Origin of the sequence: Feifania hominis (assembly GCF_014384765.1) — a bacterium.
Taxonomy (GTDB): domain Bacteria; phylum Bacillota; class Clostridia; order Oscillospirales; family Feifaniaceae; genus Feifania; species Feifania hominis.
This window is the reverse complement of the sequence record NZ_JACRSP010000001.1, coordinates 602,865-616,420: the sequence shown is the minus strand read 5'-3', so window position 1 is coordinate 616,420 and position 13,556 is coordinate 602,865. Positions and strand designations below refer to the sequence as shown.

Genomic DNA, 13,556 nt, shown 5'->3' with positions numbered 1-13,556 from the left:
TATGGAACACGATCGCGATTTTGACATGGACTTGGAAAACCGAATCGTAACGTCGTCCCTGCGCAGTGAGGACGGGGAAATCGAGACGTCTCTGCGCCCGCGCTATATGGACGAGTACATCGGCCAGGCCAAGGTGAAAGAGAATCTGAAGATATTCATCGAGGCGGCGCGTGGGCGGCGGGAATCGCTCGACCATGTGCTGCTCTACGGCCCGCCGGGACTCGGCAAGACGACGCTCGCGGGCATCATCGCAAACGAGATGGGGGTCAACATCCGCGTGACCTCGGGTCCGGCAATTGAGAAGCCAGGGGATCTTGCGTCTCTGCTGACCAATCTCGAGGAGAACGACATTCTCTTCATTGACGAAATACACCGTCTTTCGCGCTCGGTGGAGGAGGTCCTCTACCCGGCGATGGAGGACTATGCGCTCGACATCATCATCGGAAAAGGGCCGAATGCCCGCTCCATCCGGCTCGATCTGAACAAATTCACGCTGATCGGGGCGACGACCCGCGCCGGTCAGATGACGGCGCCCCTGCGCGACCGCTTCGGCGTGGTGCTGCGTCTTGAGATGTACAGCGCTGAGGAACTCTGCGAGATCGTCACGCGCAGCGCCAGCATTCTCAAAATAGAGATTGAGCCCGGCGGCGCCCTGGAAATTGCCTCCCGCTCACGCGGCACGCCGCGTATCGCGAACCGTATGCTCAAACGCGTGAGGGACTTTGCGCAGGTTGTCGGAGACGGCATCATCACGAAGTCTGTGGCGGACCAGGCGCTCAGCCGTCTGGAGGTCGACGGACTCGGATTGGATGCAATTGATCGCAAAATGCTCCATGCGATCATACAATATTTTGGAGGCGGGCCGGTTGGTGTGGACACGCTCGCCGCGACCATCGGGGAGGAGACTGTCACCATTGAGGATGTCTACGAACCGTTTTTGCTGCAGCTCGGTTTTATCAACCGTACCCCTAGAGGCCGCTGCGCGACAAAGCTTGCGTATGAGCACCTGGGGCTCCCGTTTTCCGGGGAATCATGATTGTTTGGAGGACAAAACGTGGCTAGATTGTTTGGTACAGACGGCGTCCGCGGGATTGCCAATGAGGAACTCAAACCGGAATTTGCTCTGAAGCTCGGCCAGGCAGCGGCGGTCGTTCTCGCCCGCTCGAGCCATCACCGGCCCAAAATTCTGATCGGCAAGGACACCCGCATCTCCTCCGATATGCTGGAGGCGGCGCTCAGCGCGGGCCTGTGCTCGGTGGGTGCGGATGTTGTGCTGCTGGGTGTCATTCCGACGCCGGCGGTCGCGTATCTCGTGCAGAAGTACGGCGCCGACGCGGGCGTGGTCATCTCGGCGTCTCACAACCCCTATGACAGCAACGGAATCAAATTTTTCAACGGCGACGGCTTTAAGCTCTCGGATGCGCTGGAGGATGAGATCGAGGCGGCCATCAAATCGGGCTGTGAGCGCTTTTTGAAGTCCGGCGGGGAAATTGGGAAAATCCAGTATGACACCCGTGCTGCCGACCACTACATAAGCTATCTCAAATCGACCTGCGACATTGACCTCGGCGGCATCAAAGCGGTCTTTGACTGCGCCAACGGCGCGGCATCTACCACAGCGGGCAAGCTCTTTTCGGCGCTCGGTGTGCGCGCCACCCTCATCCACGACGACCCGAACGGCACAAACATCAACGACCAGTGCGGCTCGACTCATATGGAGTCGCTCGCGCAGGCCGTCACCGCCGCCAAGGCCAACATCGGCATCGCCTTTGACGGCGACGCGGACCGGATGCTCGCGGTGACTGAGCAGGGTGATCTGATCGACGGCGATAAGATTCTCGCCCTGTTTGCCAGACAGATGAAAGAGGACGGCTGTCTGAAAAACAACACGCTTGTGGTGACCACCATGTCCAACATGGGGCTGTTTGAAATGGCAAGAGAGGCGGGCATCGACGTGGCTACGACAGGCGTCGGCGACCGCTATGTGCTCGAGGAGATGGAGCGCTGCGGCCACTGCATTGGCGGCGAGCAGTCGGGTCACATCATCCTGCGCGACTACTCCACGACAGGTGACGGCCAGCTTGCGGCGGTGCAGTTGCTCAAGCTGATGGCACGCAGTCACAAAAAAGCGTCGGCCCTTGCGGCGGTGATGGAGCGCTTCCCGCAGGTCATCATCAATGTCAGAGTGACAAACAGCTACAAGGAGACCTATCTCTCAGACAGTGAGCTGCTCGACAAAATCCGCGAGCACGAGGCGCTGCTCGGCGAGAATGGCCGGATTGTGGTGCGCGCATCCGGAACGGAGCCGCTGATTCGCGTTATGGCCGAGGGAAAGCTCTTTGATCAGATCAGCCACGCCGCACAGGAGATTGCAGCGATCATCGAAGCACATTCCAGGGCCTGATTTGCTTGCAATTTTGCCGATGATCGGTTATACTATTTTGGTACTCGCCGCTGTGGTGGAATTGGCAGACGCGCTGGACTCAAAATCCTGTGGTAGTGATACCGTGTCGGTTCGACCCCGACCAGCGGCACCACGTCGGAGCAAAGTCCGCTTTGCTCCGACGTTTTTATTTTAGGAACCCGCAATGTCTATTGCCCGACACGCTTTTTTCGCAGAGCGTGCGGCGCAGAGACTTCCCGCTGACAGGGGAAACGGCTTTTCAAAATAGTACAGGCAACATTGGGGCACGTTAAGGTCTGCCTGCTCCGCAGAAAATCAAGGCGGCCCCGTGAGGGGCCGCCTTTTTCCTCCGCAACGCCGTCAGCTCTTGGTCTTGCAGACGACAGCGCGTTCGACGAGATGATCTCGAACCTCAATTACCTTGATGGCAAGGCCGTCTGCCTCCAGCTCAAACTGGGCGCCGTCGTCAGGCACCGTGCCGAGCACGCCGAATACATACCCGCCAAATGTCTCATATTCGTCGAGCGGCAGCTCAACATCAAGTTTGTCGCAGACATCCTCCAGCGGGGTGCTGCCAAGTATTTTGTAGGTCTGAGAGTCGATCTGCTCGATTTCGGGAACCTGCTCGTCGGGGCTGTCTTCCTCGAAATCCCCGACGAGCTGCGCGACGAGATCGCTCATGGTGACGATGCCGGTCATGCCGCCGTACTCGTCGAGTACCACGGCAAAGTAGTTGCCGCTCTTTTTCATATTGCGAAACAGCACATCTGCTTTCACATTTTCCGGCACAAAAAACGGGGCAGAAACAGCTTGCCTCATCACGCTGTCACGCGACTTATCCGCCAGGCGAAAATAGTCCTTGGCATTTAAAATGCCGACAATGTGATCAACGCTCTCGTCGCAGACGGGATAGAGTGTGTGGCGACTGTTGCAGATGGTCTGGTCCCACTGCTCCATGCTCTCGTCGAGCCACAGAAGCGTGACCTCCTTGCGGTGGGTACAGATCTCCTCAGCGGATAGGTCGTCAAACTCAAAGACATTTTCAATGATGTCCCGTTCCTCGCTGTCGATGGCGCCCTTTTCGCTGCCCGCGTCGACCATCATACGGATCTCCTCCTCGGTAACCTCCTCATCCTCGGCGTTTGGATCGATGCCGAGTAGACGCAAAAGTCCGTTTGTCGAGGCGGTGAGCAGCCACACAATGGGGGCGAAGAGCTTGGAGATAAAGCTGATCAGAGAGGACATGCCAAGCGCCAGCTTCTCGGCCTTTTTCATTGCGACCCGCTTGGGAACAAGCTCGCCGAATACCAGAGTGAAGTAGGACAGAATGAGTGTGATCACCACAACGGCGATTGAGTCGAGCGTCTTCTCGGCGATCGGCACACCGAGACCAACCAGCCAGCTGACCAGTCGGTCCGAGAAGTTTTCGGCCGCAAAGGCGCTGCCGAGAAAACCCGAGAGGGTGATGGCAACCTGAATGGTCGCGAGAAAACGGGCCGGCTGCTGAGTCAGCGCCGCCAGGCGGACGGCGCGCTTATCGCCCTGCTGGGCGAGTTTTGCAAGCTTTGCGTCGTTTACGGATATCACCGCGATTTCCGCGCAGGCGAACACCGCGTTGAGTGCGATGAGAACGATTTGCAGAACGATTTGCCATAGAAAAGAATCAGACAAGGGAAGTACCTCCTAAAATTTGTTTGGCGTCATAAAAACACAAAAAGGCATAGCCCGCATCAAAACATGCAGGCCACGCCTATTCTCCTGGAAAGCATTTGTTATGACAAGGTCCGTCGCCGTCGTCCATTGTGGTTTTATGTCACCGCCTTTGATAAAGATTGAGATTATTATACTGGGCAGCAAGAGTCCTGTCAAGAACCGGAGGTGTTAAGATTGACAGTGAGAAAGAGAAAGGACGTTTTCGTCTACCTGTCGACCGTTGTGTTTTCCATTCTTTTTATTCTGGTGGGAAATCGCATTGCCATGCGGCACGTTGTGGACCGGTCGGACAGCGACGATGTCATTGAGCAGGCCAAGGTAACCAAAATTGTCGAGCGGGTCTCCGACGACGAGATGCTCTCCGATGGAGAGATCGGCGAGAATACCGTGGTCACCTTTGTCGCTGAGATCACGAAAGGCGAGCGCAAGGGCATGAGCATTGTCGCAACCCAGGCCATCGAGTCCTATGAGTCGATGACCACGCGCGAGGTGCAGCAGGGAGACCGGATTCTGCTCTATGAGAGAACCATTGTAGAGGGGGAGGACCCTACATGGGTCTTCGGCGAATACCTGCGCACTCCGACGCTCTACAAACTGCTCGCCATATTTTTTGTTGCGATACTGCTCTTCGGCCGGTTCAAGGGCTTTAACACCATTGTCTCACTCGCGTTTACCTGCCTTGCGGTCTTTGCGGTATTCATCCCGTCGATTCTGTCGGGCTACAACATCTATTTCTGGTCCATTCTGGTCTCGGTCTTTATCACCGCTATGACGCTGCTGCTGATCTACGGCGCGAGTCAGAAGAGTCTCGCCGCTGCGCTCGGCTGCATCGGTGGGGTTCTGGTTGCGGGGGCGCTGACGCTCATCATGGACAGAGGACTGATGCTCACCGGTATTACCAGTGAGGACTCGGTCTTTCTTCTCTATCTCGATACACCGAACCCCATCAGCCTCAAGGCGATTATTTTTGCCGCAATCATCATCGGCGCCATTGGCGCGATTATGGACGTGTCCATCTCCATCTCATCGGCGCTCTCGGAACTGCGCGACAACGCGCAAAACCCGACTTTTGGACTTCTGCTGCGCTCCGGTCTCTCCATCGGCCGCGATATGATGGGCACCATGGCGAACACTCTGATTCTGGCTTACATCGGAAGCTCACTGTCCACTGTCGTGTTACTGGTGGCCTACAACAGTTCGCTTCTGGAACTGTTCAATCGTGAGATGATTGTAGTCGAGATTCTACAATCGCTTGTCGGCAGTCTCGGTATGCTGCTGACCATTCCGCTGACGTCTCTGATTTCGGCGTCTCTCTATACGGGCAGGTGGTGGGCCCGCCGGCGTTCACCGCAGCCTGTGCACGAGGATGAGGAGATCTGAAGAAAGGCGCCGCTTTTGCGGCGCTTTTTTCATGAGCTCATACAATGTGTGCTTCTGCGCAAAAAATTGTATGAAAGCAGCAGATTTTTTTTGAAAAAACCGGGCCAAAATCATTGAACTTTTTGCGGGCAGATGGTAGACTTGAGCTAACAATTAATACATTCTTAATACAATATTTTACGGGAGGAAATCACAATGGCCAAAGTGAAAGTTGGAGTCGCCGGATACGGCGTCATCGGTCTGCGCCTTGCGACAGGCGTTGCTCTGCAGGAGGACATGGAACTTGTGGGCGTTGCGGATGTTGCGCCGACGCTCTCGGTCAGAGGCCTTGTGGAGGCGGGGATGCCCTACCGCTTCTACAATGCCATGCCGGAAAACGAGGAGAAACTCAAGGCAGCGGGCGTACCGATTTCCGGCTCGCTTGAGGATCTGGTGGAGCAGTGCGACGTCATGCTCGACGCCACAAATGCCGGTGTCGGCGCAAAAAACAAGGAGCTCTACGCCCGCATGGGCAAAAAGGCCGTCTTCCAGGGCGGTGAAAAGAACAGTGTGGCCGACGTCTTTTTCCACGGTTATGCAAACTATGAAAAAGGGCTTGGGCAGCAATTTCTCAAACTGACCAGCTGCAACACCACGGGACTCATCCGCGCGGTGGATGCGCTCGACCGGGCCGTCGGCGTCGAGAAAGTTGCAATCACCATCATTCGCCGTGTGGCTGACCCCGGCGACTACCACCGGGGCCTGACGAATGCGCTGCAAATGGACAAGGCGCCGAGCCACCAGGCGGTGGATCTGATGACCATCATGCCGCACGTGGACGCCACCGGTATTCTGGTTCACACCCCTGTGACCCACGGACATATCATCACCGTCGTGGCCTCCACTCGGAAAAAGATCGACAAGGCAAATACCCTGGAAATTCTCGGCGCACATCCGCGCATTCGCACTGTTAAGATCGAAGACGGTTTCCTCGGCAACGCTTCGCTCTTCCGCTATGCGCGTGACATGGGTAAACTGCGCGGCGACCTCTATGAGATTGCGCTGTGGGACGAGTCGATTGTCAATTCCGGCAACGACATCATGTTTGCAATCAATATTCCGCAGGAGTCGGTCGTCATCCCGGAAAATATGGACGCCATTCGTGCAGCCATGCAGATGCAGCTGACCCGCGATGAGGGCACGGCCATGACCAACCGCTATCTCGGCATCAAATAGGGGAGCGCCGTATGAGATTTGGAATCAACACCATTGACGAGTTTGACGTCAAAGGCAAGACTGTTCTGCTGCGCGTCGATATCAACCAGCCGGTTGACAGGGCCACGGGCACCCTGCGGGACACGACCCGCATTCAAGCCTGCGTGCCAACCATCCGGGAACTGTCGGATCGGGGGGCAAAGCTTGTGCTTCTCGCCCATCAGGGAAGCGATATCGAATATAAGAATTTCTACACGACCGAACCGCATGCGGCGGTGCTGCGGGAGCTCCTGGAGAGACCGGTGCGCTTTCTCGACGACGTCTGCGGACCGGCAGCGCGCGAGGCGATCCGGGGACTGGAGGACGGCGAGATTTTGCTGCTTGACAATGTGCGCTTTGTCTCTGAGGAGCAGACGCTCTTTGAACTGAAGCTGAAGCTCACCCATGAGCAGCAGGCTCAGACGCTGCTTGTGCGCAAACTGGCGCCGCTCGCTGATTTGTATGTGATGGACGCCTTTGCGGCGGCACACCGCGACCAGCCGTCTCTGTGCGGTTTTGAGCAGGTGCTTCCCTCGGCGATGGGGCGGCTCTTTGAAGAGGAGTACTGCGTCATTTCGGGCCTGATGCAGGCGCCGGAACGCCCCTGTGTTTTCGTGCTGGGCGGCGCAAAAATTGCGGATGCCTTTCTGATGATGGATACGGTTCTCGAGCGCGGCATCGCCGACAGGGTTCTGACGGGCGGTCTCGCGGGCCAGATCTTGCTCGCCGCCGCGGGGGAGGACATCGGCGCTGCGACCATGGACTATATTGTCAAGTCAAATTACGCTGACTATATCGGTGAGGGCAAAAAACTGCTCTCGGCGCATGCGGACAAACTCGTAATGCCAAGCGACCTCGCATATATCAGCGGGGGAGAGCGCCATGAAATTGAACTGCGTGACACAGGCAGCTGTGAGGCGCTCAAAACCTGCGCTGCTGTGGACATCGGACCGAAGACCATCGAGCAGTACTGTGAGATCATCCGCGGGGCAAAGACTGTGTTTTGCAACGGTCCCGTGGGCGTCTTTGAACAGTCTTTGAGCGAGGATGGCACCAGAGCGCTCTTTGAGGCGCTGGGTGAGACCGCCGCCTACACGGTGGTGGGAGGCGGCGACAGTATCACGGCGGCAAAGAAGTACCATGTTGACAGCAAGCTTGACTACATCTGTACCGGCGGCGGCGCGCTCATCCGCTTTTTGAGCGGGGAGGAGCTTCCGGTTGTGAGAGCTCTGCGCCACGCGGCGCAGGCGTTTCCGGCGGGAGGAAGATCATGAGACTGGAGCTTGGATTTGGAACGGGAACACAGCCGCTGACAGTACCGGATGAGAATATTCTGGCGGTTTTAAAACCGAATCAGGTTGAAATCGGGCTCACCGGCGCCGATGAAGTGCGCCGGGCGCTGCGCGAACCCATTGGCAGCAGAAGACTCAGTGAGATTGCAAAACCGGGTGAAAAGATCGCTATTGTCACCAGCGATATCACGCGGCCCATGCCGTCGGCACTCGTGCTGCCGCCGCTGTTGGACGAATTGGCACAGGCGGGCTGCCGCAGAGAGGATATCACCGTTGTCTTTGCCCTGGGCAGCCATCGCCCTCACACCGAAGCGGAGATGCGCCGCCTCGTTGGAGACGCCATATACGAGCGCTATCGTTGCGTGGACAGTGACCCGGCCGACTGTGTACACATGGGCGTTACAGACCGGGGAACCCCGGTTGATGTGACGCGGGCCGTCGCCGAGGCTGACCGGCGCATCTGCCTTGGCAACATTGAGTACCACTACTTTGCGGGCTACAGCGGCGGCGCCAAGGCAATTATGCCGGGTGTGTCAACGCGGGATGCCATCCAGTCAAATCACAGCCGTATGGTGGAGCGTGAGGCGGCCGCCGGCAGTCTCGACGGCAACCCCGTCCGGGAGGACATTGAGCAGGCAGTGAGCTGCTGCCCGGTCGACTTTATTTTGAATGTGGTGCTCGACGAGCACAAGAAGGTCATCCGGGCCGTCGCCGGCGACGTGGTGAGAGCACATCGGGCGGGATGCCGCTTTCTCGACACCCTCTATCTCAAGGAGATTGACAGCCGGGCCGATATCGTCGTGGTCTCGCAGGGCGGAGCGCCAAAGGATCTGAACCTCTACCAGACGCAGAAAGCACTCGACAACGCAAAGCACGCGGTGAAAAGCGGGGGAACGGTGATTCTCGTCGGCTCCTGCCGCGAGGGCTTTGGAGAGAAGACCTTTGAGCAGTGGATGACCACAGCGCCGACCTCCCACTCAATGGTCGAACGCATTGCCGAGGATTTTCAGCTTGGCGGCCACAAGGCGGCGGCCATTGCCATGGTGCTTGAGGATGCAGAGATCTGCCTGGTGTCGGAGCTTGATGAGAAACTGGTCTCTGAGATCTTTCTGAGACCTTTCGGGGCGGTACAGACGGCGTTTGACTATGCGTTCGAGAAGCATGGGACCGATGCCAAGGTCATTGTCATGCCCTATGGCGGCTCGACACTGCCGCGGGTGAGAGGATAATCCACAGAGAAGTTCCAATACCGACAAAAAAGTCCCCCGCATATGCGGGGGACTTTTGCGTAAGAACTTATTTCTGCATCGCGGCGACTTCGGCGGCGAAGTCATCCTCTCGCTTCTGCAGACCTTCGCCCTTTTCAAAGCGGGCAAAGGAGACGATTTCGATCGCAGAGCCGAACTCTTTGGCCTTGGACTCGGTGTACTGTGTGACAGACATGTTCGGGTCTTTGACGAATGCCTGATCGACCAGGCAGTTCTCAGCGTAGTACTTCTTGATTCTGCCGGCGACCATCTTCTCGGCAATTGCAGCGGGCTTGCCCTCGTTGATTGCCTGAGCGGTGAGGATCTCTTTCTCCTTGTCGAGAACCTCGGCGGGAACTTCGCTCGACTTGGTGTAGGAGGGATTTGCCGCAGCGACCTGCATGGCAACGTCCTTGCCGTAGGCCTTGAACGCATCGGTGGCAAAGACCGCGTCGTCGACATGGAACTTCACAATGACGCCAATTTTGCCGCCGCCGTGGATGTAGCTGACAAGATTGCCATCAAAGATCTGGAAGCGGCGGATTTTGAGATTTTCTCCAATGACGAGAACTTTCTCGCGCAGCACGTCGGCAACCGTCAGATCGGAGCCGTCAAACTTGACGGCGAGAAGCGCGTCGACATCGGCTGGTCTGTTCTTCGCGATGGTGACGGCGCAGCCCTCAACAAACGCCTTGAAATCCGCGTTTTTCGCGACAAAGTCGGTCTCGGAATTGACTTCGACCAGAACGCCGATTTTCGCGGCGTCGTCGATATAGGCGCAGACAAGACCCTCCGCGGCGATTCTGCTGGCCTTTTTTGCAGCCGCGGCAAGTCCCTTTTCACGCAGGAACTCAACCGCCTTTTCCATATCGCCGTTGGTCTCGGTGAGAGCCTTTTTGCAGTCCATCATGCCGCAGCCGGTCTTCTCGCGCAGCGCCTGGACATCTTTTGCTGTAAATGCCATATTTGGTACCTCCCAATAGTAAAAGAATGGTGATTAAGCTTCCTGTGCAGCGGCGGCCGGCGCGTCGTCCGACACCTCAAACTGCTCGCCCTGTTTGGCCTCGAGTACGGCGTTTGCCACAGTGGAAGAGATCAGCTTGACGGCACGGATGGCGTCGTCGTTGCCGGGGATGACATAGTCGATCTCGTCAGGGTCGCAGTTCGTATCGACAATCGCGACAATCGGAATACCCAGGTTGCGCGCCTCGCTGACGGCAATTCTCTCTTTTCTCGGGTCAACGATGAACAGGCAGGAGGGAAGACGCTTCATGTCCTTGATGCCGCCGAGGAATTTCTCAAGCTTTTCAATTTCGCCGTTGAGCTTGCCGACCTCTTTTTTGGGCAGAAGCTCAAAGGTGCCGTCGGCCTCCATCTTGCGAAGCTGATTGAGACGGTCGATTCTCTTACGAATGGTCTTAAAGTTGGTGAGCATGCCGCCGAGCCATCTGGCATTGACGTAGTACATTCCGCACCGGGTGGCCTCGTCGCGAATGGAATCCATCGCCTGCTTCTTGGTGCCGACGAAGAGAATGTCGCCGCCCTCGGCTACAGTGTCGCGCACAAAGTTGTAGGCCTCATCGACTTTTTTTACGGTCTTCTGCAGGTCGATGATGTAGATGCCGTTTCTCTCGGTGAAGATGTAGGGTGCCATTTTGGGGTTCCATCTTCTGGTCTGGTGACCGAAGTGGACACCGGCTTCGAGCAGCTGTTTCATAGAAATGACTGACATAGTAAGTTCCTCCTTTAGTTTACCCTCCACTGCGTTCATTTTCGCTGAGGACCTTTCGGCACTGTTCAGAAAATCACACAGTGTGCGTATTATGACCACGATACTATATCATACCGGGCTTTAAAATGCAACCCCCAACGCACAGTTTGTCCCGTTTTTTGAAAAGAAAACAGGGCGTCAAAGACGCCCTGTTTTCCCGGGAGGAATTTCTAGCGGCAGCCGCAGCCACAGTTGGCGTTGGTGGTGCAGGAACCGCAGGTGTTGGTGTCGGAAGAAGAGAGGGTTTTGAAAGCCTCGGGCGGGAAGAATTCGTCGGTCGGGAAGTTGATTCTGGCGAACAGGCTGCAGGGCTCGTTGTCGTTGGACGAATCCACGCACTCCTTGGTCGGCACGCAGAAGTCATAGGCCGGAACCAGAATCTGGACTTTGCGCTCAAGGCGCACGATCGAGAAGATGCCGATGGAGACGTAGACGCCCTTGTCAGCGACGGCCTCGCCAATCGGGTTGTCAAAGCAGTTTTGCACGCAGCAGGGCACCATGAGATCGGCGTCCTGCGGGCAGCCGCAGTCACACTTCTCAACGACTTTGACGCCGAGGACGACGGGCTCTACCACTTCGACCGAAGCGCAGGGCAGATTGGTCGAGCAGTTTGTCGGGCTCTCCGTGTCGTTCGGGGTGTAGCAGGAGGTGAAGGATTTCGCCGTGCCCTCGCTGCCGAAGAGAATGACTTTCTTGGTGAATGTCGAAAGGCCGCAGATCTCGGTGGGTTTGGTTCCGCCTAAGTACACTTCCAGAGTGATTCTAAAATAGTATGTGATGTTGACTGTGTAGAAGCCTCTGTTGAAGGGAACCGCATCCACATCGATGAAGGCCCAGATAACCTCTGCCTTTTTGACTTTCACGTTGGCCGCGCGCTCCACGAGACCCTGGCTGCACGCATCGAGATACACGCGCATATCCTCCAGGCAATCTTTGTCACGGCAGGTGTCGTACACCTTGTTGGTGCTGATGCAGACCGCTTCCTTAACGGCGGGATTGCTCCCGGTGAGAGGGCCAGCCACAAGTTTATTGTCAGCCATAATAATCCTCCTAAAACAGTAATTAGTGTGAAGAGCTGAACTTCATTAATATAGTATGCGCTGGGTTCAAATGTGTGTTACATGGCGCGCAGTACCCGGAAAAAAAGACGAAACAAATTGATATGTATTTACAAAAGCGGGGAAGATATTGTAAAATGGGTGAGAGGTGAAACTATGTCATCCATATATAAGAGAGTTCTGCTCAAAGTCAGCGGCGAGGCCCTGGCGGGCCCGAGTCATTTCGGACTTGATACCGCTGTCGTAAAAGAGATCTGTGAGAATATCAAAATCTGTGTGGATATGGGCGTTGAGGTCGCCATCGTTGTCGGCGGCGGCAACTTCTGGCGCGGCACCCGCGCCGGCAAGGATATGGAGCGCACCCGCGCCGACCATATGGGAATGCTGGCAACGGTGATGAACGCTCTCGCTCTGCAGGATGCGCTGCAGAGCCTGAATGTGGAATCCCGCGTACAGACAGCCATTGAAATGAGGCAGATTGCCGAACCCTACATCAGAAATCGAGCGGTGCGCCATCTGGAAAAGGGCCGCGTGGTCATCTTCGGCTGTGGTACCGGAAACCCGTTCTTTTCCACTGACACCACCGCGGCGCTGCGGGCGGCCGAGATCAATGCCGATGTCATCCTGCTTGCCAAGAGAATCGACGGTGTCTACACCGGCGACCCGGAGGTCGATCCCACCGCCACCAAGATTGACAACATCACGTACATCGACATTCTCAACCGCGGGCTCGGCGTGATGGATTCCACGGCGACGAGCCTTTGTATGGACAACAAGATTCCGATTATGGTCTTCGGTCTGGACGACCCAAAAAACATTGTCCGAGTCATCGAGGGTGAAAAGATAGGAACCATCATCACATAGGAGGGCGTAGCTCATGAAAAACAACTACCCGAACGAACAGCAGAAATTTGACAAGACCCTGGCTGCACTCAATCGTGAATTTGCTTCTATCCGCGCGGGCCGCGCCAATGCCGCTGTGCTCGATCGCATCATGGTGGACTACTATGGGGTGCCCACACCGATCAATCAGATGGCTGCCATCTCGGTGGCTGAGGCGCGCATTCTGGTCATCTCCCCGTGGGATGTCTCAACGCTCAAGAGCATTGACAAGGCGATTCAGAGCTCCGACATCGGTATCAACCCGCAGAATGACGGCAAGACCATCCGCCTGAACTTCCCGCCGCTGACGGAGGAGCGCAGAAAGGAGCTCGCCAAGCAGATTCGCAAATTCGGCGAAGAGGCCAAGATCTCGGTGCGCAATGTGCGCCGTGACGCGATGGAGAGCTTTAAGAATCAGAAGAAGAAGTCAGAGATCACCGAGGACGATTTTAAAATTGCTGAGAAAGATCTGCAGGAGCTGACCGACAAGTACTGCAAGGACATCGACAAGGCGGTTGAGTCCAAGGAAAAGGAGATCATGGAGGTCTGACCCCGCGGCGGACTGATAACATATCA

General features: G+C 56.4%; 12 protein-coding genes and 1 tRNA gene. 9 read left to right on the top strand and 4 right to left on the bottom strand.

The window, feature by feature from the left end; all coding sequences use genetic code 11:
- Position 1 precedes the first annotated feature (1 nt).
- From ruvB to H8695_RS02985, 3 genes are all read left to right on the top strand, one after another.
- Positions 2-1,036, top strand: a complete 1,035-nt coding sequence (ruvB, locus tag H8695_RS02995; RefSeq protein WP_249299389.1) for a Holliday junction branch migration DNA helicase RuvB — start codon at positions 2-4, stop codon at positions 1,034-1,036.
- A gap of 18 nt (positions 1,037-1,054) precedes the next feature.
- Positions 1,055-2,404 (top strand): phosphoglucosamine mutase, encoded by a 1,350-nt coding sequence (glmM, locus tag H8695_RS02990; RefSeq protein WP_249299388.1) that lies wholly within the window; start codon positions 1,055-1,057, stop codon positions 2,402-2,404.
- 46 nt (positions 2,405-2,450) lie between these two features.
- Positions 2,451-2,537: transfer RNA gene (locus H8695_RS02985), tRNA-Leu, on the top strand.
- 227 nt (positions 2,538-2,764) lie between these two features.
- Here the strand turns inward: H8695_RS02985 and H8695_RS02980 are convergent.
- Complete coding sequence (locus tag H8695_RS02980; RefSeq protein WP_249299387.1) at positions 2,765-4,075, bottom strand: hemolysin family protein; 1,311 nt, start codon at positions 4,073-4,075, stop codon at positions 2,765-2,767.
- Positions 4,076-4,297: 222 nt separating this feature from the next.
- Here H8695_RS02980 and H8695_RS02975 point away from each other — a divergent pair, with 222 nt between their 5' ends.
- The 4 genes from H8695_RS02975 (at position 4,298) to larAH6 (ending at position 9,251) form a co-directional block, all read left to right on the top strand.
- A complete protein-coding gene (locus tag H8695_RS02975) occupies positions 4,298-5,497 on the top strand; it encodes a YibE/F family protein (protein WP_249299502.1) in 1,200 nt (399 codons plus the stop codon).
- A gap of 195 nt (positions 5,498-5,692) precedes the next feature.
- The gene (locus H8695_RS02970; RefSeq protein ID WP_249299386.1) at positions 5,693-6,712 is read left to right on the top strand and encodes a type II glyceraldehyde-3-phosphate dehydrogenase; all 1,020 of its coding nucleotides are present in this window, start codon (positions 5,693-5,695) and stop codon (positions 6,710-6,712) included.
- Between the two features lie 11 nt (positions 6,713-6,723).
- Entirely contained in the window at positions 6,724-8,004 is a 1,281-nt protein-coding gene (locus H8695_RS02965; protein ID WP_249299385.1) for a phosphoglycerate kinase, read from the top strand.
- On the top strand, positions 8,001-9,251 hold the full coding sequence (gene larAH6 / locus H8695_RS02960) for a nickel-dependent malate racemase, LarAH6 family (RefSeq protein ID WP_249299384.1): 1,251 nt from the start codon (positions 8,001-8,003) through the stop codon (positions 9,249-9,251). Before H8695_RS02965 ends, larAH6 begins: the two co-directional genes overlap by 4 nt.
- Positions 9,252-9,318: 67 nt before the next feature.
- Here larAH6 and tsf read toward each other — a convergent pair whose 3' ends face one another.
- From tsf to H8695_RS02945, 3 genes are all read right to left on the bottom strand, one after another.
- On the bottom strand, positions 9,319-10,233 hold the full coding sequence (tsf, locus tag H8695_RS02955) for a translation elongation factor Ts (RefSeq protein ID WP_249299383.1): 915 nt from the start codon (positions 10,231-10,233) through the stop codon (positions 9,319-9,321).
- Positions 10,234-10,266: 33 nt separating this feature from the next.
- Complete coding sequence (rpsB, locus tag H8695_RS02950; protein WP_249299382.1) at positions 10,267-11,001, bottom strand: 30S ribosomal protein S2; 735 nt, start codon at positions 10,999-11,001, stop codon at positions 10,267-10,269.
- A 209-nt stretch (positions 11,002-11,210) separates the two neighbouring features.
- A complete protein-coding gene (locus tag H8695_RS02945; protein WP_249299381.1) occupies positions 11,211-12,080 on the bottom strand; it encodes a hypothetical protein in 870 nt (289 codons plus the stop codon).
- A 174-nt stretch (positions 12,081-12,254) separates the two neighbouring features.
- Between H8695_RS02945 and pyrH the strand changes: the two genes are divergently transcribed.
- Positions 12,255-12,962 carry a UMP kinase gene (gene pyrH / locus H8695_RS02940; RefSeq protein ID WP_249299380.1) on the top strand — a complete coding sequence of 236 codons (708 nt, stop codon included), beginning with the start codon at positions 12,255-12,257 and terminating at the stop codon, positions 12,960-12,962.
- 13 nt (positions 12,963-12,975) lie between these two features.
- On the top strand, positions 12,976-13,530 hold the full coding sequence (gene frr, locus H8695_RS02935; RefSeq protein WP_249299379.1) for a ribosome recycling factor: 555 nt from the start codon (positions 12,976-12,978) through the stop codon (positions 13,528-13,530).
- Positions 13,531-13,556 lie beyond the last annotated feature (26 nt).

Coding starts and splice junctions, on each gene's coding strand:
- frr (WP_249299379.1), top strand. CDS start 12,976: ATGAAAAACAACTACCCGAACGAACAGCAGAAATTTGACAAGACCCTG.
- H8695_RS02970 (WP_249299386.1), top strand. CDS start 5,693: ATGGCCAAAGTGAAAGTTGGAGTCGCCGGATACGGCGTCATCGGTCTG.
- H8695_RS02945 (WP_249299381.1), bottom strand. CDS start 12,080: ATGGCTGACAATAAACTTGTGGCTGGCCCTCTCACCGGGAGCAATCCC.
- tsf (WP_249299383.1), bottom strand. CDS start 10,233: ATGGCATTTACAGCAAAAGATGTCCAGGCGCTGCGCGAGAAGACCGGC.
- rpsB (WP_249299382.1), bottom strand. CDS start 11,001: ATGTCAGTCATTTCTATGAAACAGCTGCTCGAAGCCGGTGTCCACTTC.
- pyrH (WP_249299380.1), top strand. CDS start 12,255: ATGTCATCCATATATAAGAGAGTTCTGCTCAAAGTCAGCGGCGAGGCC.
- H8695_RS02965 (WP_249299385.1), top strand. CDS start 6,724: ATGAGATTTGGAATCAACACCATTGACGAGTTTGACGTCAAAGGCAAG.
- ruvB (WP_249299389.1), top strand. CDS start 2: ATGGAACACGATCGCGATTTTGACATGGACTTGGAAAACCGAATCGTA.
- larAH6 (WP_249299384.1), top strand. CDS start 8,001: ATGAGACTGGAGCTTGGATTTGGAACGGGAACACAGCCGCTGACAGTA.